The organism is Aliikangiella aequoris, assembly GCF_053709105.1.
Genome location: NZ_CM132298.1, coordinates 1,822,556 through 1,847,068 on the forward strand (window position 1 = coordinate 1,822,556; position 24,513 = coordinate 1,847,068).

Consider the following 24,513-nt stretch of genomic DNA (forward strand, 5'->3'; position numbering starts at 1 on the left):
TGGTGTAAATTAAATCATTTTTCGCAAAACACAATTTAGGTGACAACGTAAAAGTAGACCGCAATGTAATGACAAGCACAGCCGGCGATTACAAATAAGTGCCAAATAGCATGCGTATATTGAACTGATTTAGCGGCATAAAAAGCCGCTCCAACGCTAAACATAACGCCACCACTTAACAGCCACCATAGTCCATTAATGTGCAGAACCTGGAATAGTGGGTAAATGATAACCACCACAAACCAACCCATACCTAAATAGGTGAGTAGCGAAGCTCTGGGATATTTGTGACGCGCCAGCAGTTTAAAGCCAACCCCAAATAAAGCGAGTAACCAAATCAATAACATCGAAACTAGCTGAATTGTACCCGTTAGTTTTAACATTAAGATTGGTGTATAAGTACCTGCTATTAAGAGATAAATTGCAATGTGATCGAGTAGTTTTAAGTGCTTTTTAAGGTGTTCGTTTTGAATGCCATGGTACAAGCTAGAGCTTGTAAACATGAGTATTAAAGAACTGCTATAGACTGTAACTGAAACATAGGCAGCCACTGAGTCGGCTTTACTTAGCAGGGCAATTAAGCCAATTATGGCTAAAATAGCGCCCAGTAAGTGGGTAATAGCGTTGATTGATTCTTCAATTGGCGAGTAACTCGTTAAAGTTGGTGGAATCTTTGCGGGCATTTTATCTGAGTCGTTAGCTGGGTTACTACTGGTCGGACTTGATTATACTTGTTCAGTGTACAAGTGTACACTGAATTCTGATTTTCGATAAGTGATAGAATGTTGTCACTTTATGACTCAGGAAATTTGTAACTTCCTCCGCTCCCATATCTTTCGGATGTTTGAGGTTGTAAAAATGGATAAACCGCTTAATCCATTGAACATAAGTTTTTTCAGTTTGATAGAAATAGTGTCAAGCGCGAATTTTAGTTCGAACTAACCACATGAATCTTGGTTTTTGTGATTGACTCATTTTTACTTCCTTGTATTAATGAATATCTAAAAGCACTACTTGCACAAGTACCTTTCGGTCAAGGTTATTTTCTTACTACGCTAGGAAAGCTATCTAAGTTACTGATATAAAATGAATATCCTATTTATGCTATGGAACATTATTCGAATAAAAGTTAAATAAAAACGACGCGATTTCAAAGTGATCGCTCTATCTTCTTGATTTAATTTAAAAAAATATTTCTACACCAAAGTGTTTTTGCGTATTATTGACATTTACTGAATAGAATAAGCTGTTATACGTAGAATCAAATGAAAGAATATTTTTGTTGGCGCTGTGATCGGATAATGCCTTTCTTAGAAGAGACTGAATGGAATGAAGTATCTCCGTTGTTGGGTGATGCAATGCAGGCAATAAAAGATTATCGAGAGAAACATCAGTGCGACTTGGAAACTGCTAGGGTAAACTGTAAACCTGAAGCTATGGAAAAATTTGAGGAGCTCACAGGTATGCCTGGAGTTCATTTCGAAACGATTTATCACCATCGTCTCAGTGAATGGGGCATTGAGTGCAATCAGTGTAACGAGTTGCTAAGAACGCCAAGAGCCAAAATGTGCGTTAATTGTGGAGCTAAACATGAGCAAGTCGTATAACCAATCAAGGCAGTATATGCGAAATACGCAAAACTGCTTGAGGCGTTAAGTGCATATAGTGGAAAGCATGAAGTTTGACCTTAAGCAAATACATGGAGAGTGTGGGTGGCACGAAAAAGCTATCATGAACAGCAATATGTGTGGCTGCTTCAATTGCTTAGAAATATTTCCGCCTTCAGAAATTGTAGAATGGATCGAAGAGCCAGAAAGTTGTCCTCGTGGGCCTGGTAAAACAGCTATGTGTCCGAAATGCGATATAGATACAGTTCTACCTGAAAGTGAGTATTACGAACTAAACAAGGAACTTCTGGAGGCCATGAATGATGAGTGGTTATAGTACGGTGCAATTATCAGCACTTAACAATACGCAGGAGATCGAAATGCAGGAAAGCGCATTCGACTCTGCTCGGCGTTAGGTGGCTATGAGAACTTTCAAGTTAAATTCAACTCTGATTAATATTGCTTTAATTCTATTAGCAATTGTTCTTTATACTTTCTCTAAGCCCATCTTATCTGAAGCTGATTTTCGTGAAGTGAAAGTAAGTCTTGGGAAAGACACATATATCATACCAGTTGAATATTTTTATGGCGGCCAACCGAATAGAAGTACTTTGGTTCTAGAACACCTTACAATATCGGCTTTAATACCGACATATGAAGCTGAAAGGAGCTCACTACAAATCAACGATGACGAACTTGAAATCACACTCTACTCGACGAGGGGAGGAACAGGTTCTTCGCCAAAACATCGATTTAATAATGCGTTGAAGTACGAGGTTTTAGATAATTCAAAACCAATAAATAAGTACGGCCTTAGTGGGTACATGGACAATAACTCAGAAGGTTTTACTTTGTATGGTAAAGATTCGAGTGGCCACCCTATATCAATAAACTGTCAACATGGGGTTGTAAACGATATCTGTAAAATATATACATATCACTCAAATGGAAATAGTATGTTTTATTTTTATCACATGAAGCACCTGCATAACTGGAAGGAGATCGACGAAAGTGCAAGCAAACTATTTGATTCCTGGTATGTCGCAACCTAACAAGCGGTTGGTGTCGCGACAGCTCACTCGCGCACTCGTTCACTGCCGCACAACCCAGCGTTATGTACAAATATGAACAAGCTACTTGTTACCTTAATGTTGTTATTCATTCCTTTGGCTTCGACAGCAGAGGATGTAGCGAGAAAATGGAACCAACTATTGAGTGAGTGTGAGTCTGCTCTGGTAGATGGCGAGCTCAAAAAGGCTCGGAAGCTGGCTCTCGAGCTAAATGCAATGGACCCTTCCGATACGCATGTAATGTATTACATTGTTCTGACATCGGTTGAGCTTAAAATTCCTGTCCCAGCGTGGTTGCTAGAGCAGCCTTGGCCGGATGCAACAGAAGTGGACAAAGAAAATTATAAACGTGCCATGGCGGTAGTAAATGGTACATAACAAGTCAATTAACTACGCGCCTTCGGCGCCGGACGCGCAAAAAGCGCGCCGGTTATTGAGGCGTTATGTGAGTTAAGGGCTATGCCGATACCTAGAGACATCGAAGCAGAGATATATTTTCTAACTTCAGAAGAAGGTGGAAGAACAACTCCAGCTTATAGTAACTATCGCCCTCAATTTTACTACGAGGACCAAGATTGGGATGCGGCACATATTTATCCTGATGTAGAGCAAGTTAATCCCGGAGATACTGTTCGTGCATATCTTGGTTTTTTGAGTCCTAAGGAGCATTTCGGGAAAGTGCATGTTGGGATGGAGTTCTTAATTCGTGAAGGAAGTCGTACGGTAGGTAAAGGTGTGATTAAGAACATCCTAGAATTGGAGCAATCGGCAAACAATGATGATTAGTCAATCACATAACAAGACAATGAAAATTGAAGCGACAAAAACGCTCAATTTATTTTGGCGTTAGTTGTCCTAAATTATGAAAGCCACATTTATAAAAACAGAAGGCGAATATCTTCAGGCAGAGCTAGAGATAGCTGGTATGAAGATTTGCGCCATGGATGAATTCGGTGGAGAACGATACAGTTCTGGTGAAGAGGTTGATGTTGAGCTGACTGCAGGCTTGCACTTTGAAGAAGAAACATGGGAGTCCATGTTTTCTGGAAATCCGGACGGGAAGAAAGAACTGGAGCATCAAGGCGGTTGGAGCTATAGAGTGTACGGTGTTGTAAATCGAATTACTCCTGAAGTAATGGTTGACGTTGGATTTACAGAGTTTGAAGCACCTATAGACACTAGTGACGAAAGAGTCGTGGGCGAAAACATAGCTTTTACTATTTCTAGGATGGATGCGTATGGCAACTAACCAGTTGCGGCATTCGACAAAAAACAGCGCTACGCAATTTTGCGACTGCGCTTGGCGTTAGGTTTACGAATGGAACTCACAGAACTAAACAAATATTTGAGCAAGTTGGAAGGCCCTGGTGTTATCGAGCGTTTAACTGTCACCGAGCACAGCGAGGGAGGGTCTCTAGGAATCAAATTCTGTGGTGATACTGGATCTTTAGATGATGGCGAAATTGAGTTAACATTTGAATGTGTCGATATTTTGAATCTACCTCTTTCTTGGTTAATGGCTCCTGTTCAAGTGAAGCTTGCAGATCCTGCAGTTTTGAATGACAAAATAGAGACGAACTATCAGGATGATGAATATAACCTCTATATCATTACAGACGATGTAGATATAGAGTGGCATGTTTATGCGAAGAGCTATGAAGTTAAAGTACTTCCTGTTTTTTATGGAAGATAAAAACCTAACCAGAAATTGCAAAATATTAAGGCAGAAAACGCCTGAATTTTTGAATTGAGCCTTATGTCACAAAATTATGGCCTCAAAAACTAAAGAACTGATCGATATATTGGATAAGATGGTTACTCTTCTAAAGCAGGACCAAGAGAGTCATTGGTCCGCATGGATGGAATCATCCAAACGTAGATTGCAAAACTCGGACTACTCAGGGGTAGAGCATTTACTTAATGCTTATGGGGGCATGGGATCATTCAATGATCTGATTATCGGTCAGCAAATGATTGATGGGAAGTTTAAATGGAAGGATGGCGCCGCCAAGAGCAATGACAAATTAGCTCGCTTGCGTTCATCTGCTTATGATATTGCAAACTACATCAAACAAAATCATGAAATTGGATAGACATAACCAGGGTTTGAATTTGAATCGTTTCGCAAGCTCAACTCACAAATTAAACAAGCGTTACATGTCAATAGAGTCGGCTATACCATTCCATGAATTTAGATGAGCTATTAGAGAGAACACAGAGGTACGAACAAGCCGAAACTCCAATCGTTGAGGTGCCTGAACCTGAGCGAACAATAATAAGTGTATTGGCTGCGTTTTATCCAATTCTTAATGGTGGTTTTCGCTTTCTATTCGAGATGGATATGGTATGCGGTGTTAGAGCCGACATGCTGGCTGATGCATATGAACGAGTAGGACTAACTGAGCATTCAGGTGGAATAAAGCGAGTAGTTTCCTTATTTCCTGAATCGACCCCGCACAAGAATACAGATGAGAGAGAAGCATTCTTGTCTAAGTATTTCGAAATGGAAGACGAAGAGGGAAATACGAATGAAGACTACCTACCTTTCATTGACGAAATAGAGTGTTCATTTTATGGTGAAGGTAAAGAGAAGATTGAGCAGGCAGTTTGTGAGTATTATGAACAGAACATGTAACCATACGCAGGAAATCGAAATGCAGAAAGACGCATTCGACTCAGCTTGGCGTTAAGGTAGAAATGAATAAGCACACAGCTATAGCTTTTTTGTTTTCAGCGATAACTGCTTCAGTGACGTATGTGTTGTACTTTACAATTGAATACTATTTTAGGGTTGGAACTCCTCTATCTAGCCCAATTGGTTTCTTGGTTTTAGTGTTGGCTTTTGTCCTGACATTCGTTGCTATTATTGCAGTACCAATGCACCTCGCATTAGTAGGCCTGAATTGGGACAAACCTGTAGTGTATTTACTTTTGGGAGGTTTATTGGGAGGTATTCCAATCGCCTTGAATCCAGTAGGAATATTAATTGGATTTATAGCAGCTCTAGTATTTAACTTTGTACGTGCTAGAGAAAACCTTAACAAGTCGTTGAAAAAAGACGCAAACAACGGCGCTTCTTAACGATGCGTTATGGTTCATAAAGTATGACTGACTCTTTCGTTACAATTCATAACAAAAACGGGGACACCCACAACTTTTTCCCAGCGCTGGTCACAGAAAAGACAAAAATCACCGAGCCGACGGCTTGTCCCCAATGCGGTGAGCATCATTGGTGCTTTATAGGGACGATGGTCCGATGGTTCTGGCAGCCAGGTTGACGGATTAACAGCAGGGCGCACGCGTTTTTAGACGCAGTTAACTTCTGTGGGGGCTCGCTTGCGCTCACACAAAAAACATGGCATCTTAGGCAGCATAAATAGACATTATTGATGGAATAAATTCGCCAAGAAAGGATGCAAAAACGAATAGCCCGCCTCACACGGTTCAATCGGCCTTCTCACTTAGCTAACAAAACCCATTAATAAAGTATTAACTTCTGTGCCAGCGCGGCACAGTCCAACAGGCATTTATATTGAACGGACTGATGTTCAACATAAATGCTAAATAGTTAGGTTTGCAAATGTATATCCGGAGATCTGCGGAAGAAATTCGTAACATTAAGAGAGAACGGTGGAGCAAAGCCTTTAACCCAAAGTGGCCTGTTACTTTCGGTTTCCTTGCTGCATTGGTGGTTACTCCAATGGTGCTTATATTCGGAACTAAGTTTCATCCGCCGGGATCGCTCGTAAGTGATTGGTCTTTTGTGGCATTTAAAATCTTTGTGATTGGTTTTATTGTCATTCAGGTTTATCAGTTACTTGGGCGAAATTACATGGGTTCAAATCTGCTCGATGAGTCCAGCGGTTTTGACTATCGAGTTTGTTCGAAGTGCAAACTTCCATGCCACGACTCAAGAAAATCGCGCTGCGAATGTAAGGGAAAATTGGAGCCTCGACTGTACTACGAGGAAAAAACCTAACCAATCGCGGCATTCGACAAAAAACTGCGCTACGCAATTTGCGACTGCGCTTGGCGTTATAAGGCTAATCAAACTCAGGTGATGCATGAATAAATCTAAGATTGCGCTATTTTTTCTTATCAATTCATTAAGTTGTTTTTACCAACCTAGAGCGAACGCAATAGACGTCACAACTTATTCGCACTCATTGCTAAACGTTGGGTCAGGCCAACCCTCTATATCAGTTTGTGATTTTGATTCAGATGGCAATTTAGATGTTATTGTTGCAAATTACTCTGACAATAATATTATCACTTTTAAAGGGAATGGAAATGGTGATTTACTTGAGGTAGGTCGTTTCCCTGTTGGTGAAAACCCTACCGGCATAGCTGTGTCGGATATCAATGATGATGGAAATGTCGATGTCGCCATAGCTAATCATGAAACATCGTATGTTACCTTGCTTTTTGGTGATGGAAAGGGTGACTTTAAAACAAAGTCTCATTCTGTTTTTAAAACTGATTTATCACCGCATCCACATCTCGTTCGATTAGAAGACCTCGATGGTGATAGTAAAGTTGATCTCATTGTGGACAGCCGTACTCATAATGGATTACGTTTTTATAAAGGGCAGAATAACGGACGGTTCGAATCAGTAAGTACGCTTATTGACACTGGTGGAGACCCTTACAGAGGATTTGCAATTAACGATATAAACGCGGACGAGTTATTAGATATAGTGACACCGAACCAACGTGAAATAGGGATAGCTACTAACACTAGTTCAAATAAGCTGTCATTTAATTTGAAAACGCTTGCACCATATGATGCTCCGTTTGCTGTTGAACTAGCTGAAATGAATGGTGATGGTAAGATAGATTTAATCGTTGCTTCTAGTGGTCGCTTAATCACTATAATTCCCGGTGATGGGGATGGAAATTTCCTAGAAAAAAATAAAACAGAAATCAAAACGGCAACAGGGGCAAAACAAATAGCCATTGGAGATATTGATGGCGACGGTCTTAAAGACGCATTGGTTAGTAATTGGTCTGGAGAATTATATGCTGTTTTTGGTGGAAAGACTAAAATTGAAGCTTTTAGTTTCAAATTGCCAAGTATTCCAAACCCTTGGGGAGTTGCATTAGCTGATCTAAATAAAGATGGTAAAAGCGATCTTATAGTAGCAGATGGTAATACTAAATTAGCGGCTGTGTATATCAGTAAAAAAGAGTGACAGTCGCCTTATAACAAGGGTTTTCAAGTCGGAAAAATAACAGTTGGCTCTTTGTTCGTGCCCCACTTATTTTAGCCAACTGTAATTTGCCGCTTAAAACGGCGTTGAGCGTCCGATTTTGGGAAGCAAATTAGCAGCATTATTCACAAATCTTCAATGTCTCCTTTATGACAGCTTTTGCTGGTCGAATGAAAATTGGTTATGCCCGATTATAGCACTCTGAAAATAGAGAATTGTACGGTTAGGTCAAGCTCTTTGTACAATTTAGTGTTAACACCAAGCAACTTTTTCGTACTTTAGTTAGAAATGAGTCTTGATTACTTGAATTAGACACGTAAACCCAATCTAACTGCTTAATTTTTATACAAACGAACAAAATTAAGTGAGAAAAATGAATAAAACCTTAGATTCCAGTGGATTTAGGTTTTCACTCTTCCAAGAGCTGTCTATAATGAGTATTCAATCACAAAGCAATCAATATTTTTGGAGATCATAATGCGTATCATCCTTCTTGGCGCTCCTGGTGCAGGTAAAGGCACACAAGCCCAGTTTATAAAGGAGAAATACAACATTCCTCAAATTTCAACCGGCGACATGTTAAGAGCCGCTGTTAAGGCAGGCACGCCATTAGGCCAACAAGCTAAAAAGGTCATGGATGAAGGCAAACTTATTTCCGATGAAATCATTATTGGCTTAGTTAAAGAGCGAGTTGCCGAGTCTGACTGTGAAAACGGTTATTTGCTTGACGGCTTTCCACGAACAATTCCTCAAGCAGATGCAATGAAAGAAAATGGAATAGACGTTGATTACGTTGTTGAAATTGATGTGGCTGACGAAGAAATTATTAAACGCCTGAGCGGGCGCAGAGTGCATCCTGGCTCAGGGCGAACTTACCATCTAGTGTATAACCCTCCTGCAAAAGAAGGGGTTGATGATGAAACTGGCGAAGACTTAGTGCAGCGCCCAGACGACACTGAAGAGACAGTGAAAGATCGATTAAAAATATATCATAGTCAAACCAAGCCATTAATTGCCTATTACTCTGATTGGGCAAAAACTGGTGAAGCCAAAGCGCCTAAATATGTAACTGTAGCTGGCGTTGGTAGTTTAGACGATATTAAGCAACAAATTTTAGACAGTTTAAGCTAATTATTTAATTAACTTTAAATCGATTTTAAAGAAAGTTAAGTATAAAAAAAGCCGCGTAGATTCGCGGCTTTTTTGTTTGCAGTGGCTTCGCCCTGAATAAAGTCGGCTTTTTAGCTCTTTGTTAGCGGTTAAAATAGTAGTTTATACACTTCATTATAGTGAGCAACAAAATGAACTTTTAAGCCTTGTTTAATATGTTTGGGTAGTTTTAAATAACGGCTTTCAACAGCTTTAGGTAAGATTATATTATTAATTCCTTCGCGTTTAGCGGCAATGACTTTCTCTCTTATTCCGCCTACTGGAAGCACGCTGCCGCTCAAAGTAAGCTCGCCTGTCATTGCAAATTTAGCCTTTACATTTTTATTTAAAACTAAGCTTAATATTGCGCTTGCCATTGTGATCCCCGCGCTTGGTCCGTCTTTAGGGGTAGCACCTTCGGGTACATGAAGATGCAAATATTGCTTATCCATCGCTTCTTTGTCGGCGCCATATTGTTCAAGGTGGGCGGCGATGTAGCTATAGGCGATATCAGCAGACTCTTTCATGACTGCGCCTAGTTGCCCCGTCAATTTGAAACCACGCGAACTACTATGAATTTTTGCTGCTTCAATACTTAGCGTGACGCCGCCTAAGGAAGTCCAAGCTAAGCCAGTACATATGCCAACGCCGGATAATAAAGACTCTCTGGTGAATATAGGCATACCAATATATTTAGCCAAATTATCTTTGTTAATACTTAATCGTTTGGTTTTATTGGTAACAATATCTACCGCACATTTACGTATTATTTTGGCTAATAACTTATCAAGGTTTCTCACGCCAGCTTCGCGTGCATAGCCGTCTATTAATAGCTTGAGAGCAGAAAGCGTTAGCTTAATTCTTGATTTGGCTATACCGGCGCGTTCTAATTGTTTAGGCCATAAGTGGTTTTGCGCTATTTGTAGCTTTTCTTCTAAAATGTACCCGCTAAGACGAATGATTTCCATGCGATCGACTAAGGGGCGCGGAATCGTGTCCAGCTGGTTTGCAGTACAAATAAATAACACTTTCGATAAATCGCAGCGGGCATCTAAATAATGATCTAAAAATTGCGAATTTTGTTCTGGATCTAGCACCTCGAGTAGAGCAGAGGAGGGATCTCCTTGGTAACTGTTCCCAATTTTATCAATTTCATCTAGCATAATTACCGGATTAGAAGACTCAGTCTCATTTAAAGCTTGAATAATTTTGCCTGGCATAGCTCCGATATAGGTTCGTCTGTGACCTTTTATTTCGGCTTCGTCCCGCATGCCGCCGACAGAGAATCGGAAAAACTTTCGTTTTAACGCACCTGCAATAGAACGACCAATTGAGGTTTTACCTACCCCAGGAGGGCCTACCAATAATAAAATTGAGCCAGAGAGTTCATTTTTTATCGAGGCAAGCGCTAAAAACTCAATAATTCGTTCTTTTACGTCATTTAAACCAGCATGTTCTTTATCCAGTGATTTGCGCGCCGAGCGCAGTTTTAGATTGTCTTCTGTATAAATACCCCACGGAAGCTTTGAAAAGACTTCTAGGTAGTTTCGTGTTACTGCATATTCTGGCGAACCAGATTCTAAAATAGCGAGCTTGTCTAACTCTTCATAAAATTTTGTTTTCGCTGCTTCGGGTAAGATTTTATCGCGAATATTTTTTTCAAAACGCTCCATGTCGGCGGTTTTGTCATCTTTGGCAATTCCTAATTCCTTTTGAATTGCTTTTAATTGCTCGCGTAAAAAGAATCGACGTTGATGTTCACTTAACGTTTCCTCTACCTGATCTTGAATATTCTTTTGCAGCTGGGCGACTTCTAACTCTTTTTTAATTAGAACTAACACTTTCTCCATGCGACGCTTTAGGTGAACGGTTTCTAAAACTTCTTGTAATGCCTCGCGGGTAGAGGTGGTTACACTCGCGGCAAAGTCAGTTAACTGAGATGGCTCATTAGGATCAAAGCGGTTTAGGAAAAAGCGTAATTCTTCTGAATAAAGCGGGTTGAGAGGTACAAGCTCTTTTAAGGTATTAATAATTGCCACTGCATAGGCTTTTAGTTCATCTGTACCGCGATACTTAGGTTCGTTAGGGTATTCTACTTGAACAATATAAGGAGGCGTTTTACTTACCCATTTTTTAATTCTAAAGCGTTGCAGTCCTTCAGCGATAAACTGCACTTTTCCGCTTGAGAGTACGGGATGATGGATTTTTACTAAAGTGCCTACTTCATAAAATTCTTCCGGCTTAGCGTCTTCTGGCAAAGGATTTTTAACTAAGACCAGCCCTGTAATATTGTCTTGCTCTTCGTTGATAAACTCAATGGTGTCTCGCCAGCTATCTTCGTTCATTAAAATAGGTAGAGTTTGCGGCGGAAAAAAAGGCCGTTCGCTTATGGGCAATAAACAAATTTCTTGTGGTAAGTACTTAACGTCTTTTGCAGAATTTTTAATCTTTTCAATTCTATTTTCAGTGTTATCCATTGGGACAATATTCCTTCTGCTCTTAATCAATCGAATAATTGAATTGAGATTGAGTTAAATGTTTATAAGCTAAATATGGCTTAAGTATAGCAATTACTAGCAACATAGAAAGCGAGGAATCGGCGCAATTAACGAGGAATTTGTGACAATCTCTAAACTAGATTAAAATTGGCCATTCTTTAGCCGATAGATAGATTATAAGACTGCTAATTTCATCAACTGAAAATAGGGCGTTAAACTTGGTAAACATAGGAGAAGTCAGCAAACCCAGTGGTGGTGTTACTCCACTGAAGACTAAATCTAATTCACGCTCAGTGAATAGTGTCGATGCGCCTGAACATGTAATCGCGTCTAACAAAGATAATCAAAAAAACTCTCAATCTCAGCAAAATGAAGCACAGCAGCAAAAAAAGCCTCCTAAACAGCCGGTGACTTCTAAGCAAGATGAGCCAAAGCAAGACAAAACACTCAGCAAAAAGAACGCTAAAGTTGACTCAGCTTTAGAAACCGCTATACCTCCCGATGACACATATGATGAAAGTGGTCATAAAAAGCGCGCTAATCACATCGACATTAAGGTTTAGTTAATTAACTAACTTTCACCGCCGCAGATCCATAGCTAGGCGTGAGACTATTAATAAAACAAACGAGTCGCTATAATTAACTAATTATTATCAAAATTAGTAAAGCTAAGTGACTTCAACCGTTTCTAATTCAACCTACGATATTGCTCTATTAATGGAGCAAACTCGCATGTTAGCTGCAGACTATCGACAGTCTACGGGTCATGCGCTGCCAGTGACTGCAGAGTTAGCTCGGTTTGATGCAATAGATAAGTTAAATTTAACCAAATTAGACGGAGTTGCCGGTGTCGACGCAGTAGATAGTGACGACACCCAAGAAAAATACCTAATTAAAGGTCGAGTTATTTTTAAAGGCGGTAAAGCGCGTCAAAAATTAGGTCAGCTAAGCTTAGATGGAGATTGGGAACATTTGTTAATGGTGACTTATGATGCCGTCTATCAGCCCATTCAAATTTTTAAAATAGATAGAAAAGTGATTGAACAAGAGCTCGATAAAATGCCCAAAGACAAACGTGGCTCAATGACCGTGGCAAAATATAAAGCCATTGGTCAACTGGTATGGACGAATGAAGTTTGAGTATCAGTCAACAGGAAGTATTTGAACTGCTTGGCAGTGAAGGGCCTTTTGCGCAAGGTAAAGCTAATTTTAAGCCGCGAAAAGAGCAACAAACCATGTCAATGGCCGTTAACAAAGCGATTAATGACGGAAATGACTTAATTGTTGAAGCCGGGACAGGGGTAGGTAAGACCTTTGCTTATTTATTACCCGCTATTTTATCCGATAAACAAGTTGTCATTTCTACTGGTACTAAAAATCTTCAAGAACAATTATTTAAGCGCGACCTACCAAGCATCTTAAAAATATTGAATAAACAGCCTTTAACTGCTCTGTTAAAAGGTAGAAATAATTATTTATGTGATTACCGTTTAGAATCAACCATGGCCTCGGGGCGACTGCCTGATCCTGCAGCGGTTAAGCATCTTAACTTAGTTAATCATTGGCGTGATAAGACCACCAGTGGCGATTTAGGCGAGCTTTCACCACTGCCAGAAAATGCCACCATATTGCCTTACATTACAAGCACCGCAGAAAACTGTTTAGGCCAAGATTGTCCATTTATTGAAAAGTGTTTTGTTGCTAGCGCAAGAGAAAGAGCTAAGAAAGCTAAGATTTTAGTCGTAAACCACCATTTATTATTGGCTGATTTAGTGCTCAAAGAAGACGGGTTTGGCGAATTATTGCCCGACACAGATGTTTTTGTCATTGATGAGGCGCACCATATTGTTCAAACGGCCTATCAATTTTACGGTGATTCAATCTCTAGCCGCCAAATAACGGAGTTGTGCCAAGAGCTAGAACTCGAGTACCGCACTCAAGTGACTGACTGTCGAGATTTAATGCTGCAAGCGCAACGCTTAGCAAAAAGCGCAAAGGACTTTAGGTTGGCACTGCCCGAGTTTGACATTAAAGAAGACTGGCGGCCAAATTCGATCAGAGAGAAAGCATTAATTGAATTATCTAACAATATCAATACTTTATTCAATCTAGTTAAAGTTAATTCTACTAGAACTAAAGTGCTAGAATCTTGCTTTGAGCGGTTAATTGGTATGCGTAGCACGGTCGAGCGTTTTTTAACTGGGCAGGCACAGTCGAGTAATCCTAGCAGTGAAGACAGAGCGAAAGCATTAGCCAATGTTAAATGGTACGAAACAATGAAAAGTGGATTTCGGTTAAATACTACGCCACTTGATATTGCGAGTTTATTTCAAGCAAGTAAACAGCGATATGATAATTCTAGCTGGATATTAACTTCAGCTACTTTAACCGTTGGTGAGTCGTTCTCTCATTATCAACAGGCGTTAGGTTGGCAGTCGGCAGAAACTTTATGTTTGCCGTCTTCTTTTGATTATCAACAACAAAGCCTTCTCTATGTGCCAAGAGATTTACCGTCGCCACGAGATCCGCGCCATACCACCGCAGTTATTCAGGCCGCTTTGCCACTAATCTGCGCGGCGCAAGGGAGAACATTTTTACTATTTACCAGCCACAGAGCCCTTAAAGTTGCCGCTGAGTGGTTTAAAGAGCAACAGCTATTTGACTGCTTGGTTCAAGGTGAGGCAAGCAAATTAGAACTGTTAAATCAGTTTGAAGCAAACCCAGGCAGTGTATTATTGGCAACAGGCTCCTTTTGGGAGGGCGTAGATGTGAGTGGCGATAATTTGATTTTAGTGATTATCGACAAGCTGCCTTTTGCCCCGCCAGACGATCCCATTTTAAATGCCAAAATGAATTTATGTAAACATAATGGGGGTAATCCGTTTATGCAGTTACAAATTCCAGAAGCCGTTTTAACTTTAAAGCAAGGCTGCGGACGATTAATTAGAAGTGTTACCGACAGGGGAGTGGTCTGCATTGGCGATCCTAGGCTGGTTAGCAAGCCTTACGCTGAAGTCTTTATCAATTCGTTACCCGATATGCGTAGAACCAGAGAAGAATCATTGGTGGTTAAATTTTTGACTGATATAATGGCTAAAAGTGATTCTGAGATCGACCCGACCGCTAACGACGCAAATTAAAAGAAGATAAAAATGCCGAATATACTTTGTATTGATGCTTCAACAGAGGCTTGCTCAGCAGCATTATTGACCGACAATGAGCAATTTTCACGCTATCAAGTTGTACCACGCCAACACGCCCAATTATTATTGCCGTTTGTCGATGACGTTTTAACGCAAGCTGGTTTAACACTAAAGCAGTTAGATGCAATAGCCTGTCATGTGGGGCCTGGCGCATTTACCGGAATACGAATAGGGGTTTCAGTTGCTCAAGGGCTTGCGTTTGGCGCTAATATTCCAACTATCGCTATCTCTAGTTTGGCAAGCATGGCTAATTCAGTTATGGCGCAAAGCGGCGAGTGTCAACTGGTGCTAGCCGCAATCGATGCTCGCATGGGTGAAATATATTTTGGTATTTATCTGCAATCTAATCATGGTTTAGCGACATTATTGGGCGATGAAATAGTGGTAGCGCCAAATCAATTAGACTTAGAAGCAAAATTGGCTGATCTCGATTTCAATCTAGGCTCGGCCAAGTTAGTCGGCAGTGGGTGGCAGGCGTATCCAGAAGCGCTTAAACAACAAACTCACGCCTTGGGTATTGATTGGGAAACTGCGTTAGTCTGCGACCAATTTCCAAATGCTAAGTACTCTTTAGCTTTAGCCCAAGAAGCCTTTAATTCCGGGTTAGTGAGCGAGCCAGAAGCACTACAACCGGTTTATTTGCGAAATAATGTCGCGCATAAGAAAACGGTTAAAAAATAGACTATAATAGTGAGTGTTTAGCTTTAAAACAGATTTTCGCTAAGGGCGATATAAACTTATATTTAACGCTTAATGTACTAAAAGTAATAAAAAACAACCATTAATCACGACCAACTAATCAAGAGCTGTTAATAAAATCTAGATCAATTATGCAATGAACATTATTAATCCGCCAACGTTAAACATTACCCAACAAAGTAGCGTTAATCGAAACGTTGCCGCGGTTAAACCGGTTAAAGCTGATCTAGTTAAGGAGACTACCCAACCCACCTCTGTTAGTGACACAATTTCAAGATCAATTGCTAGTCCAATAAGTCAGCAAGACTTTATAAAAAGTCGTCAACTGCAAAGCAACTTAGTTTATGAACGGCCAAAATCTAAGCCAATAACTCGGCTTAACGATCGACCCACCACAAATACCGATGACTTGCAGGTACAAGTTAATCGCTTAAATAGCTCGCCAAGCCAAACAGGCTTCAATGCTAAACAAGATAGCTTTACACTAGCTGGCCAAGAAAATAGCAACATTAGTCGTAATGCTAATTTTGATCGCTCGGCTACCATTACCTTGAATGCAAGGCTCCCGAGCTCAATCCAGTCTTATCAAGCAACAGCCGCTATTTTACAGCGCCAAGAAGTCTCACAATTAGTTGGCATTGATATTCTTGCCTAAGATTAATTAAACAGTTTGATTTGTTGCTGCTTATTAGCTGGTGCTAGCGGAAGTTGCCAGTCGATAGGCTTAATATTTTGCGCTTCAAGATGTTGATTAGCTAACTTAAAATGCTCACAACCTATAAAGCCTCGGTGAGCAGACAGTGGAGAAGGGTGCACCGCGGTTAATACTTTGTGTTTTTTGGCATCAATGTAGCGTTGTTTTTGTTGCGCAGACTTGCCCCATAATAAGTACACAATACTTTGTGTTTTTTGATTTAAAGTTTCAATAATTGAATTAGTAAAATTTTCCCAGCCTAATTTTTGGTGAGACTGAGGCTTACCTTGGGTAACCGTCAAGACGCTATTTAATAAAAGCACTCCTTGTTCTGCCCAATGGGTTAAATTACCGTGTTCTGCAGGTTGAATGGTTAAACTATGAAGTAGCTCTTTATAAATGTTTTTTAAACTAGGGGGAACTTTTACGCCAAAATTGACTGAAAAACTTAAACCATGAGCTTGGTTTGGGCCGTGATAAGGATCTTGGCCAATAATCACTACCTTAGTGTCTTTAAAGGCCGTTTTTTGTAGCGCGTTAAAGCGTAGTTCTGCTGGGGGATAGATGGTTTGTCCGGCATCTTGTAAATCCTTTAACTCAGCTTGAAGCGTTTTAAAATAGGCTTTTTCAGCTTCTTGCTGGTAAAGTTTATGCCAAATAGGGCATTGCATTAAAGGCATTGAGGTTTCTCTTATTATGACTTTTAACGGCGCAGTGATCGTTGTCTTAGATATTCTCTAATTTTATTAATTTGAGCGTTTATTCTAGCTCTAGCGTAAGGGTCATTGGTATGAATATTCAGTGCTTGCTCAAACTGAATTCTGGCGCCGCCGAGATCTCCCATAGCCAATAAATAATTGCCCTCGGTTTCATAAACTTCAGAATGGTGGCCGCTGCCTAATTGGGCTTCGGATAAATGCTTAAGTAAGTGTGGGGCATTGCTCGCCATATGAATATTTTCAAGTAGCAATTTACGTGCTTTATCGTGTTCGTCGTTTGCCATATAAAGTTGAGCAAGCGTTTCTACAAGGGCATGGCTTGTAGGTGTGTGGCTAAGTAACGATTTTATCGTTGGAATAGATTTGTGTGGTGTTTCTGTTTGTAAATTTAACTGAGCCAAAGCAATGGCATATGAAGCTTGTTTAGGATCATTTTTAGCGAGTTCGCTTAGGATACTGTTGGCTTGATCAAATTTTTTGGCGCGAGTTAATAAAATGGCATATCCATATTGTTGGGCCGGAAGCTTTAACTTGCCGCTTTCATAGTTAACCCGAGCCGAATTTAAAGTCTCTGGTGTTAACGACATGGTAATTGCGTTGATCTTTTCTTTAATAAGCCAATACCTCGGCGAGCTTTCGACTGATCTTGAAGGGTACTGACGCGCACGTAAGCGGGCATCTGTAATCCTTGAGCGAGACAGTGGATGAGTTCTTAAAAATTCCGGTATCGCTGCATAATACTGAGTTTTAGCCTGCATTTTTTCAAAAAAAGTAATGGCTCCCATTGGATCAAAACCGGCTTGATATAAGCTTTCAATGCCGATTCTATCGGCTTCTGCTTCATTAGAGCGTGTATGATTAATCATTGCTTGTTGAGCCATGCTTTGTCCACCGATCAATCCGGCTTGCCCTATATCTGCGTTGTCAGACGCTACCCCAATAAGAATAGCCGCAGCAAAAGCAGCTAATGTTGGAATAGCTAATTGGCTTTGCAGTTCAAGGCGTCTCGCTAAGTGTCGTTGAGTTACGTGAGCAACCTCATGACCAAGTACAGACGCAAGCTCACTTTCGGTATCAGACTGAACAATAAGACCAGAATGAACCCCAATGTATCCGCCAGGTAAGGCAAAGGCATTTAAAGCTTTATTTCGAATTACAAAAAATGAAAACTGCCGATCTTGTGCATTAATATTTTGCTCAACCAGTTTAAAGCCTAAGTCTTGAATATAGTCGTTCACTTCTGCATCGTGCATAATTGGCGCAAAGGCGCGCAACTGACGCATATAGTCGTCTCCAACCGCTTGTTCTTCGGCTAGGCCAAACACTTTGGATGAGCTACTGCCCATATTGGGTAGTTCAACGGCAAAGTTAGCGCTTGAATAGGCTAAAAAAGCAACTAAACTCACGATTAATAATCGGTACAAAATAATTTCTCACCATTCTTTAACAGTTTTATATTGCTTATAAGAAACCTTTCAGTATGATTAGTTCTTATTAATTTGCAAAATTTAGTTTAACACTTATGCAAGGCTCAGAAAACCAGCGAAATTCACAAGTTGAAGAGATTAGTGGTGAGGCTCCGTATGACTTAGCTGTTGACTTAAAAAGCTATCAATGTCCCATGCCGTTACTTAAAATGAAGCAAGCGTTAAAGCCGTTAGCGCAGGGGCAAACACTGAGAGTTGAAGTCTCAGATCCGGCTTCTTTAAGAGACTTTAAAGCCTATATTGGGCAAACGTCACATCAATTGAAAATAGCTAAACAAGCAAACTATTTTATTTATTGGATTACCAAAAATTAACTTAATAGGCTAATTAATGACCAAATTGTTCGTACGTTGGTTTAGACGAAACTTCTCAAACCCACAGGCAGTTATTTTAACATTATTGCTCTCATTTATATTTATTGGTTTATGGTTAATTGGGCCAATTATTATGCCGGTGTTAGTCGCGGTAGTGATTGCCTATTTGTTAGAGTGGGCCGTGTCTGCGCTGCAACGTAAAGGCATGGCTCGACTCATTGCGGTTGTGTTGGTGTTTTTAGGCTTCTTAGCATTAAGCTTAACCGTGATTATTGGAATCTTTCCTTTAGCGGGTAAACAGCTAGAAACATTATTTAAAGACCTACCGCAAATGACTAACCAATTTAAAAGTTTACTAGTTTCGCTACCAGAACAATATCCGGAGTTAATTACTAAGCAACGTTTAGATGACTTTTTGCATCAGTTAGGGGGAGGGTTTTCTAATATTGGTGATGTTTTATTGTCATTTTCACTGGCTTCGTTTAAAAACATTGTTTCGGTTTTAATCTATATGATTTTGGTGCCGCTATTAGTTTTTTTCTTCCTAAAAGATAAGCAAAAAATACTCGATTGGTTCTTACGCTGGTTGCCTCAAGAAAGAGAGCTTTCTACCCGTGTATGGGTAGAAGTTGATGCACAAATTGGTGCCTATGCTCGCGGCAAGGTGCTAGAAATAATTATCGTTGGTGTTGCTAGTTACATTAGTTTTATGATTTTTGGGCTTAACTATGCGTTGTTACTTGGGGTGCTAGTGGGCTTTTCCGTTTTAGTGCCTTATGTTGGCGCTACTTTAGTGACAATACCGGTTGCTTTGGTCGGGGTTATTCAATTCGGGTTTAGTGAAACATTTGCTTATTTAATGCTGACTTACTTGGTTATTCAAGCCATTGACGGCAATCTACTGGTACCTTTGTTGTTTTCTGAAGCAAACAACCTTCACCCTGTGGCAATCATTGCTGCGGTATTATTTTTTGGCGGCATCTGGGGCTTTTGGGGAGTGTTTTTTGCGATACCCTTAGCCACTTTAGTAGTCGCAGTAATTAGTGCATTAGATGAAGCAAAATCTAGCACGCTTTTAGAAGTTGATTCAGATATAACTTAAACTAGGTGACTGGGTAAGTTTATTTAAATGAAATAAAAAAGGAGCAAGTTAATGCTCCTTTTTTGTTAGAGGGGTTTTTAGCTAAAGGTTGTCAGAAGCAAAGTCTGCCAGCCTTGAGCGTTCTCCACGTTGTAGTTTCATATGGCCACCGAATTGCCAATTTTTAAAATGATCAACCACATAAGTCAATCCCGAACTTGCTTCGGTTAAATAAGGGGTATCTATTTGCGCTACATTCCCTAAGCAAACCATTTTAGTTCCCGGGCCTGCGCGTGTGATTAAGGTTTTCATTTGCTTTGGCGTTAGGTTTTGCGCTTCATCAACAATCACAAATTTATTGATAAATGTTCGTCCACGCATAAAGTTAAGTGAGCGAATTTTTAACCACTTTTGTAAAATATCTTGAGTCGCTTGTCTACCCCAGTCGTCATTTGATTGTGAAGGCGACAGAACTTCTAAGTTATCAGTGAAAGCGCCCATCCAAGGATTCATTTTTTCTTCTTCAGTTCCAGGTAAAAATCCGATATCTTCGCCTACGGGTACAGTCACTCGAGTAACAATAATTTCGTTATAGCGCTTTAGCTCTACGGTTTGCTCTAAGGCAGCAGCCAACGCCAGTAAAGTTTTACCAGTTCCCGCTTGGCCCTGCAAAGTAACAAAATCAATGTCAGGATCAAGTAGTAGGTTTAGTGCAAAACTTTGCTCTAAATTGCGTGCGGTTATGCCCCATATATCATGAGCCGGCGAGGTGTGATCAATGCATAACTCAATAGTGGCAAGTGGACCTTCTATTTTTCTTACAATGGCACTAAAGTTAGAACCGTCTTTCAAGTGAATAAATTGGTTAACCACCCAGGAAGAGACTAACGGCCCAGAAAGCTCGTAAAACGTACGGCCATCTTCTTGCCAAGACTTCATTTCTTTATCATGAGTAGCCCAAAAATCATTGGGCAAAATAGAATGGCCTGTATAAAGTGACTCAATATCTCCGACAATTTGGTCGTTAAAATAGTCTTCGGCATGAACGCCTAAAATCTTTGCCTTGATTCTTAAATTAATGTCTTTAGAAACTAGCGTCACTAATTTATCTTGATTTTCATTTTGTAAATCTAATGCAATGTTAACAATGGTGTTGTCTACTTTATTGCTAGCGAGAGCGGTTGGCATATTGTCGCTTATTTCTGTGGTTTGAAAAAATAACAAGCCGTTAGTGCGCTCTTCAGCCGGTAAGTAGGGTGAGTTTCCTAATGGAAGCCCTTGTTTAATGTCTTTATCAGTCGCATCTTGCATTAATTCATCAAAATAGCGACTCACCTGACGCACATTTCTGGCGACCTCAGATAAGCCTTTTTTCCCATTGTCGAGCTCTTCTAATACAACTAATGGAATAAAAACGTTATGTTCGGCAAAGCGAAAGATCGAAGTGGGATCATGCATTAACACATTAGTATCTAAAACAAATAACCGTGAACCAGTAAACTTGAGTCTAGGCATAAACGTATCCTAAATTAGCGGAGGGACTAACTACCGGAAAGATCCGGTAGCATGAAGAGATATTGGCTTTTAGTATGGGCATTAATGCTTAAATTGAACTGAGTTTTTCTAAGACTTCGTCAACGTGTCCTTTCACCTTTACCTTACGCCATTCATGGACTAAAACGCCTTTAGCATTAAATAAAAAGGTGCTACGTTCAATACCTAAATACTCTTTACCGTACATTTTTTTTAGCTTAATCACATCAAATGCTTTACACAGTGCTTCCTCTGGATCCGAGATCAACTCAAAATTAAAGGACTGCTTTTTCTTAAAGTTTTCATGTGTGCGGAGTGAGTCTCGTGATACACCAAAAACTAAACAGTTGTGCTTGTCAAATTCTGGCATTAAGTCTCTAAAGTTTTGGCCTTCTGTGGTGCATCCTGGGGTATTATCTTTAGGGTAAAAATAAACCACAAAGTTTTTATTTTTTATCTTTGAAAAGTCGATAGTTTGATCGTTTGTTGCAGATAGTTCAATTTTCGGTGCTTTATCACCAATTTTCATAGAGAGATTTCCTTAGTTAGTGAGTAAATCTTTATTTCTACTTTTGTATTATTGACCAATTGGCTTCATTTCGCCATCTAGATTGGTTTTGGCACAAAACTCATTAAAGCTTTCGCGAATTTTTGAGACTGACAAATGAGTCGGTATGCCTATGGTAATTCTTAACGCTCCTATCATTGCACCAGTATGTTGGGCTGGGTAAGTATTACAGCTCATTTCTTTAATATTTATATCGATGTCCGTAAAAAAGGTGGTAATTTGTTCTGAGAGACCAGGATTATCTAAAGCGATAATTTTTACTCGATAGGGCAGTTCTGAACTGGGTTTTTCAAGCTCAGTTCTTTGTAGCATGGTGGTCATTTGTAAACCGGGTGCTTTAGTGGGTAAAACATGCTCTAACTTTGCAATGGAATTCCACTCTCCAGCAGCCATTAAGACTAAGCTAAAAGTGCTTCCCATGGCTTTCATTTTGCTTTCTACAATATTGCAGCCGCAATAAGTAACGATTGAGGTAATGTCATTCGCGATACCTGGCCGGTTTGGGGCTATGGCAGAAATGACTAAATAGTTTTGCATAGGTTTCCTTTAAACGTCTGGCTGAACTAATGCTATTGATTAAATTTGGGTTGAAACGCCTTAATAATGTGCTGTTATCGATTAAATTATTATGAGCGGTTAGCAGTTTAAATTGACTATCGCAAAGTAAACTAGGGTTTTAGTATATGACTATTTTTACTTAGAATAAACCCATTAGACTTTTAAATCGTAACCTTGTTGTTTACTTAATATTGCTAAAGCTTTATTACCTTGCTTTGCTTGGTAAGCTGTTTGTTTAGATAAGTTTAGTTAGTGAATCTGAGGTTGCAATTCAAGCATCGCAGCCTGTGCCTGATTTAGGAAGGGAATACCCAGCTAGTTGCAGAAAGTTTGAGTGGTTTAACTATCTAAACTTTTTTAGACTAAACTTTTTTAGCTAAAGAAACTAACTGGGCGGTTAAAATTTAAACGATTTCGCCTATCTTTAAAATTTTAACGGCGTTGGTGCCACCAAGGATCCCCATATGATCGCCTTTCGTTAGTGCAATTAGGTCGCCTTCTTTAACATAACCGCGCTTAACTAATTCATCAGCGGCTAAGCGGTTTACATCGTGGCGCGCCAATACCGTTGGATCAAATGATATTGCTTCTACGCCGCGGTATAGTGCCATTTTACGTTTGGTTGTTTCCAATCGAGTCAGGGCGAAAATTGGCATTCCGCTACGTATTCTCGACATTAACAATGGGGTTGAGCCTGACTCGGTTAGACATAAAATTGCTTTTATATCTTTTAAGTGGTTAGCCATATACATAGTCGCCATAGCAATCGCTTCGTCGATGTTTTTCCATTGTAATTCAACCCTATGACCAGAAACTTGAGTCGATTTTTCTTTCTCTGCGCCAATACAAACCCGTGACATTGCTTCTACCACACGAATAGGGTGCTCACCCATAGCGGTTTCGCCAGATAGCATCACTGCATCGGTGCCATCTAAGACTGCATTGGCAACATCAAACACTTCAGCTCTAGTGGGGATTGCGTTGGTAATCATCGACTCCATCATTTGAGTCGCGGTTATTACCGCGCGGTCTAAACTTCTTGCCCTTTGAATGATTTTCTTTTGCACACCGATTAACTCAGCATCGCCAATTTCTACGCCTAAATCACCACGAGCTACCATTACGGCAGCAGATGCTTTTATAATTTCGTCTAACGTTTCATCGTTAGCGACCGTTTCAGCACGCTCTATTTTGGCCACTATGCCTGCTTGCGAGCCGGCTGCGCGGGCAAGCTTTTCGGCAAAACGAATATCTTCCGCTGTTCTAGGGAAAGAAACCGCTAAATAGTCAACTTGCATATCCGCTGCGGTTTTAATATCTTGCATATCTTTATTGGTTAAGGCTGTCGCTGAGAGACCACCGCCTTTTAAGTTTATGCCTTTATTATTTGATAGCTGTCCACCAATCACCACTTTAGTAGCTACCTTATTCCCCTGAATATTCGTGACTTCAAGCTCTATGCGGCCATCGTCAAGTAGCAATGTGTCGCCAATTTTGCAGTCTTTAGGGAGTTCTTTGTAGTCAATGCCTACGGCTTCTTGGTTACCATCGTTAGTCGCTAAGTCTGCATCTAAGGTAAACTCGTCGCCAGCTTTAATAGTGACTTTCTGGTTCTTAAATTTTGCGATTCTAATTTTAGGGCCTTGTAAGTCGCCTAAAATGGCAATATTAAGGTCAAGTTCTTTGGCTATTTTTCGTACTAGTTTACTTCTTCTTATATGATCCTCTGCACTACCGTGAGAGAAGTTCATTCTGACAACGTTGGCGCCGGCTTTAAAAAGTGCGGTCAATGATTCTTCATTGTCAGTTGAAGGCCCTAAGGTAGTGACTATTTTGGTTCTACGTATCAATGTTTGCTCCGTTAAAAGCCTGTTGCGGCTTTGCCTTAATTTTATTGGTCTAATGGGCTAGTTGAAATGCTGATGTCATTTATTTTCTATATAACTAAGCGAATAATTTTTTAGTGCCTTTTAATACAAGGCTACCAAGGAAATGTACGAATTATATTCACTATTGTAGTAAATGCGGCGTAAATTATAAAAAATAAGTGTTTAATCTTAAAAAAATAGCATTTTTTCTAATTCTACTCTTGAAAAGCAAAACATGTAACCCAATTGTTTATC

26 protein-coding genes and 1 pseudogene are annotated in these 24,513 nt (G+C 40.0%); 18 read left to right on the forward strand and 9 right to left on the reverse strand.

Annotation, left to right across the window (positions count from 1 at the left end; translation table 11 throughout):
- Positions 1 to 35 precede the first annotated feature (35 nt).
- Together trhA and ACUR5C_RS07915 are read right to left on the reverse strand one after the other, a co-directional pair.
- The gene (gene trhA / locus ACUR5C_RS07910; RefSeq protein ID WP_454467815.1) at positions 36 to 683 is read right to left on the reverse strand and encodes a PAQR family membrane homeostasis protein TrhA; all 648 of its coding nucleotides are present in this window, start codon (positions 681 to 683) and stop codon (positions 36 to 38) included.
- A gap of 52 nt (positions 684 to 735) precedes the next feature.
- Positions 736 to 903 (reverse strand): annotated as a pseudogene (locus ACUR5C_RS07915) (phage integrase N-terminal SAM-like domain-containing protein); the annotation flags it as partial.
- A gap of 362 nt (positions 904 to 1,265) precedes the next feature.
- Here ACUR5C_RS07915 and ACUR5C_RS07920 point away from each other — a divergent pair.
- The 11 genes from ACUR5C_RS07920 to adk all read left to right on the forward strand — a co-directional run bounded on the left by ACUR5C_RS07920 (position 1,266) and on the right by adk (position 9,018).
- Entirely contained in the window at positions 1,266 to 1,607 is a 342-nt protein-coding gene (locus ACUR5C_RS07920) for a hypothetical protein (protein ID WP_454466302.1), read from the forward strand.
- 824 nt (positions 1,608 to 2,431) lie between these two features.
- Positions 2,432 to 2,659 (forward strand): hypothetical protein, encoded by a 228-nt coding sequence (locus ACUR5C_RS07925; protein ID WP_454467816.1) that lies wholly within the window; start codon positions 2,432 to 2,434, stop codon positions 2,657 to 2,659.
- Positions 2,660 to 2,731: 72 nt separating this feature from the next.
- A complete protein-coding gene (locus tag ACUR5C_RS07930; protein ID WP_454467817.1) occupies positions 2,732 to 3,055 on the forward strand; it encodes a hypothetical protein in 324 nt (107 codons plus the stop codon).
- An 81-nt stretch (positions 3,056 to 3,136) separates the two neighbouring features.
- Entirely contained in the window at positions 3,137 to 3,463 is a 327-nt protein-coding gene (locus ACUR5C_RS07935; protein ID WP_454467818.1) for an EF-Tu C-terminal domain-related protein, read from the forward strand.
- Between the two features lie 76 nt (positions 3,464 to 3,539).
- Positions 3,540 to 3,926, forward strand: a complete 387-nt coding sequence (locus ACUR5C_RS07940; RefSeq protein WP_454467819.1) for a hypothetical protein — start codon at positions 3,540 to 3,542, stop codon at positions 3,924 to 3,926.
- 69 nt (positions 3,927 to 3,995) lie between these two features.
- Positions 3,996 to 4,370 carry a hypothetical protein gene (locus tag ACUR5C_RS07945; protein WP_454466298.1) on the forward strand — a complete coding sequence of 125 codons (375 nt, stop codon included), beginning with the start codon at positions 3,996 to 3,998 and terminating at the stop codon, positions 4,368 to 4,370.
- A 76-nt stretch (positions 4,371 to 4,446) separates the two neighbouring features.
- Entirely contained in the window at positions 4,447 to 4,770 is a 324-nt protein-coding gene (locus ACUR5C_RS07950; RefSeq protein WP_454467820.1) for a DUF6966 domain-containing protein, read from the forward strand.
- 92 nt (positions 4,771 to 4,862) lie between these two features.
- Positions 4,863 to 5,312 carry a DMP19 family protein gene (locus ACUR5C_RS07955; RefSeq protein WP_454467821.1) on the forward strand — a complete coding sequence of 150 codons (450 nt, stop codon included), beginning with the start codon at positions 4,863 to 4,865 and terminating at the stop codon, positions 5,310 to 5,312.
- A 62-nt stretch (positions 5,313 to 5,374) separates the two neighbouring features.
- On the forward strand, positions 5,375 to 5,758 hold the full coding sequence (locus tag ACUR5C_RS07960; RefSeq protein WP_454467822.1) for a hypothetical protein: 384 nt from the start codon (positions 5,375 to 5,377) through the stop codon (positions 5,756 to 5,758).
- Positions 5,759 to 6,741: 983 nt separating this feature from the next.
- Positions 6,742 to 7,869, forward strand: coding sequence for an FG-GAP repeat domain-containing protein (locus ACUR5C_RS07965; protein WP_454467823.1), 1,128 nt, complete (start codon positions 6,742 to 6,744; stop codon positions 7,867 to 7,869).
- 495 nt (positions 7,870 to 8,364) lie between these two features.
- Entirely contained in the window at positions 8,365 to 9,018 is a 654-nt protein-coding gene (gene adk, locus ACUR5C_RS07970; RefSeq protein WP_454467824.1) for an adenylate kinase, read from the forward strand.
- A 128-nt stretch (positions 9,019 to 9,146) separates the two neighbouring features.
- Here adk and lon read toward each other — a convergent pair whose 3' ends face one another.
- The gene (gene lon, locus ACUR5C_RS07975; protein WP_454467825.1) at positions 9,147 to 11,513 is read right to left on the reverse strand and encodes an endopeptidase La; all 2,367 of its coding nucleotides are present in this window, start codon (positions 11,511 to 11,513) and stop codon (positions 9,147 to 9,149) included.
- Positions 11,514 to 11,752: 239 nt separating this feature from the next.
- Here lon and ACUR5C_RS07980 point away from each other — a divergent pair, with 239 nt between their 5' ends.
- From ACUR5C_RS07980 to ACUR5C_RS08000, 5 genes are all read left to right on the forward strand, one after another.
- The gene (locus ACUR5C_RS07980; RefSeq protein WP_454467826.1) at positions 11,753 to 12,097 is read left to right on the forward strand and encodes a hypothetical protein; all 345 of its coding nucleotides are present in this window, start codon (positions 11,753 to 11,755) and stop codon (positions 12,095 to 12,097) included.
- Positions 12,098 to 12,206: 109 nt separating this feature from the next.
- Positions 12,207 to 12,674, forward strand: coding sequence for a hypothetical protein (locus ACUR5C_RS07985; protein ID WP_454467827.1), 468 nt, complete (start codon positions 12,207 to 12,209; stop codon positions 12,672 to 12,674).
- A complete protein-coding gene (gene yoaA, locus ACUR5C_RS07990; protein WP_454467828.1) occupies positions 12,671 to 14,674 on the forward strand; it encodes a DNA repair helicase YoaA in 2,004 nt (667 codons plus the stop codon). Before ACUR5C_RS07985 ends, yoaA begins: the two co-directional genes overlap by 4 nt.
- A gap of 12 nt (positions 14,675 to 14,686) precedes the next feature.
- The gene (tsaB, locus tag ACUR5C_RS07995; RefSeq protein ID WP_454467829.1) at positions 14,687 to 15,418 is read left to right on the forward strand and encodes a tRNA (adenosine(37)-N6)-threonylcarbamoyltransferase complex dimerization subunit type 1 TsaB; all 732 of its coding nucleotides are present in this window, start codon (positions 14,687 to 14,689) and stop codon (positions 15,416 to 15,418) included.
- A 154-nt stretch (positions 15,419 to 15,572) separates the two neighbouring features.
- Positions 15,573 to 16,091, forward strand: coding sequence for a hypothetical protein (locus ACUR5C_RS08000; protein WP_454467830.1), 519 nt, complete (start codon positions 15,573 to 15,575; stop codon positions 16,089 to 16,091).
- Positions 16,092 to 16,093: 2 nt separating this feature from the next.
- On the opposite strand, the gene ung is transcribed toward ACUR5C_RS08000, so the two are convergent.
- Both ung and ACUR5C_RS08010 read right to left on the reverse strand, forming a co-directional pair.
- Positions 16,094 to 16,810 carry a uracil-DNA glycosylase gene (gene ung / locus ACUR5C_RS08005; protein ID WP_454467831.1) on the reverse strand — a complete coding sequence of 239 codons (717 nt, stop codon included), beginning with the start codon at positions 16,808 to 16,810 and terminating at the stop codon, positions 16,094 to 16,096.
- Between the two features lie 23 nt (positions 16,811 to 16,833).
- Positions 16,834 to 18,273 (reverse strand): beta-barrel assembly-enhancing protease, encoded by a 1,440-nt coding sequence (locus tag ACUR5C_RS08010; RefSeq protein ID WP_454467832.1) that lies wholly within the window; start codon positions 18,271 to 18,273, stop codon positions 16,834 to 16,836.
- 98 nt (positions 18,274 to 18,371) lie between these two features.
- Here ACUR5C_RS08010 and ACUR5C_RS08015 point away from each other — a divergent pair, with 98 nt between their 5' ends.
- The gene (locus tag ACUR5C_RS08015; protein ID WP_454467833.1) at positions 18,372 to 18,650 is read left to right on the forward strand and encodes a sulfurtransferase TusA family protein; all 279 of its coding nucleotides are present in this window, start codon (positions 18,372 to 18,374) and stop codon (positions 18,648 to 18,650) included.
- Positions 18,651 to 18,666: 16 nt separating this feature from the next.
- Positions 18,667 to 19,752: an AI-2E family transporter gene (locus ACUR5C_RS08020; RefSeq protein WP_454467834.1), complete on the forward strand. Its 1,086-nt coding sequence runs from the start codon at positions 18,667 to 18,669 to the stop codon at positions 19,750 to 19,752.
- An 81-nt stretch (positions 19,753 to 19,833) separates the two neighbouring features.
- Here ACUR5C_RS08020 and ACUR5C_RS08025 read toward each other — a convergent pair whose 3' ends face one another.
- From ACUR5C_RS08025 to pyk, 4 genes are all read right to left on the reverse strand, one after another.
- Positions 19,834 to 21,246: a PhoH family protein gene (locus ACUR5C_RS08025; RefSeq protein WP_454467835.1), complete on the reverse strand. Its 1,413-nt coding sequence runs from the start codon at positions 21,244 to 21,246 to the stop codon at positions 19,834 to 19,836.
- An 88-nt stretch (positions 21,247 to 21,334) separates the two neighbouring features.
- On the reverse strand, positions 21,335 to 21,793 hold the full coding sequence (locus ACUR5C_RS08030; protein WP_454467836.1) for a peroxiredoxin: 459 nt from the start codon (positions 21,791 to 21,793) through the stop codon (positions 21,335 to 21,337).
- Between the two features lie 48 nt (positions 21,794 to 21,841).
- A complete protein-coding gene (locus ACUR5C_RS08035) occupies positions 21,842 to 22,369 on the reverse strand; it encodes a glycine cleavage system transcriptional repressor (RefSeq protein ID WP_454467837.1) in 528 nt (175 codons plus the stop codon).
- 425 nt (positions 22,370 to 22,794) lie between these two features.
- Positions 22,795 to 24,240, reverse strand: a complete 1,446-nt coding sequence (gene pyk / locus ACUR5C_RS08040) for a pyruvate kinase (protein ID WP_454467838.1) — start codon at positions 24,238 to 24,240, stop codon at positions 22,795 to 22,797.
- Positions 24,241 to 24,513 lie beyond the last annotated feature (273 nt).

What these genes read in the sequence shown, in the direction of transcription:
- ACUR5C_RS07925 (WP_454467816.1), top strand. Translation starts at nt 2,432, where the DNA reads ATGGACAATAACTCAGAAGGTTTTACTTTGTATGGTAAAGATTCGAGT.
- ACUR5C_RS08000 (WP_454467830.1), top strand. Translation starts at nt 15,573, where the DNA reads ATGAACATTATTAATCCGCCAACGTTAAACATTACCCAACAAAGTAGC.
- ung (WP_454467831.1), bottom strand. Translation starts at nt 16,810, where the DNA reads ATGCCTTTAATGCAATGCCCTATTTGGCATAAACTTTACCAGCAAGAA.
- ACUR5C_RS07935 (WP_454467818.1), top strand. Translation starts at nt 3,137, where the DNA reads ATGCCGATACCTAGAGACATCGAAGCAGAGATATATTTTCTAACTTCA.
- adk (WP_454467824.1), top strand. Translation starts at nt 8,365, where the DNA reads ATGCGTATCATCCTTCTTGGCGCTCCTGGTGCAGGTAAAGGCACACAA.
- ACUR5C_RS08020 (WP_454467834.1), top strand. Translation starts at nt 18,667, where the DNA reads ATGACCAAATTGTTCGTACGTTGGTTTAGACGAAACTTCTCAAACCCA.
- ACUR5C_RS07955 (WP_454467821.1), top strand. Translation starts at nt 4,863, where the DNA reads ATGAATTTAGATGAGCTATTAGAGAGAACACAGAGGTACGAACAAGCC.
- ACUR5C_RS07965 (WP_454467823.1), top strand. Translation starts at nt 6,742, where the DNA reads ATGAATAAATCTAAGATTGCGCTATTTTTTCTTATCAATTCATTAAGT.
- ACUR5C_RS08035 (WP_454467837.1), bottom strand. Translation starts at nt 22,369, where the DNA reads ATGCAAAACTATTTAGTCATTTCTGCCATAGCCCCAAACCGGCCAGGT.
- ACUR5C_RS07945 (WP_454466298.1), top strand. Translation starts at nt 3,996, where the DNA reads ATGGAACTCACAGAACTAAACAAATATTTGAGCAAGTTGGAAGGCCCT.
- ACUR5C_RS07940 (WP_454467819.1), top strand. Translation starts at nt 3,540, where the DNA reads ATGAAAGCCACATTTATAAAAACAGAAGGCGAATATCTTCAGGCAGAG.
- ACUR5C_RS07960 (WP_454467822.1), top strand. Translation starts at nt 5,375, where the DNA reads ATGAATAAGCACACAGCTATAGCTTTTTTGTTTTCAGCGATAACTGCT.
- ACUR5C_RS07920 (WP_454466302.1), top strand. Translation starts at nt 1,266, where the DNA reads ATGAAAGAATATTTTTGTTGGCGCTGTGATCGGATAATGCCTTTCTTA.
- ACUR5C_RS08015 (WP_454467833.1), top strand. Translation starts at nt 18,372, where the DNA reads ATGCAAGGCTCAGAAAACCAGCGAAATTCACAAGTTGAAGAGATTAGT.
- ACUR5C_RS07950 (WP_454467820.1), top strand. Translation starts at nt 4,447, where the DNA reads ATGGCCTCAAAAACTAAAGAACTGATCGATATATTGGATAAGATGGTT.
- trhA (WP_454467815.1), bottom strand. Translation starts at nt 683, where the DNA reads ATGCCCGCAAAGATTCCACCAACTTTAACGAGTTACTCGCCAATTGAA.
- ACUR5C_RS08025 (WP_454467835.1), bottom strand. Translation starts at nt 21,246, where the DNA reads ATGCCTAGACTCAAGTTTACTGGTTCACGGTTATTTGTTTTAGATACT.
- lon (WP_454467825.1), bottom strand. Translation starts at nt 11,513, where the DNA reads ATGGATAACACTGAAAATAGAATTGAAAAGATTAAAAATTCTGCAAAA.
- ACUR5C_RS08030 (WP_454467836.1), bottom strand. Translation starts at nt 21,793, where the DNA reads ATGAAAATTGGTGATAAAGCACCGAAAATTGAACTATCTGCAACAAAC.
- ACUR5C_RS07930 (WP_454467817.1), top strand. Translation starts at nt 2,732, where the DNA reads ATGAACAAGCTACTTGTTACCTTAATGTTGTTATTCATTCCTTTGGCT.
- tsaB (WP_454467829.1), top strand. Translation starts at nt 14,687, where the DNA reads ATGCCGAATATACTTTGTATTGATGCTTCAACAGAGGCTTGCTCAGCA.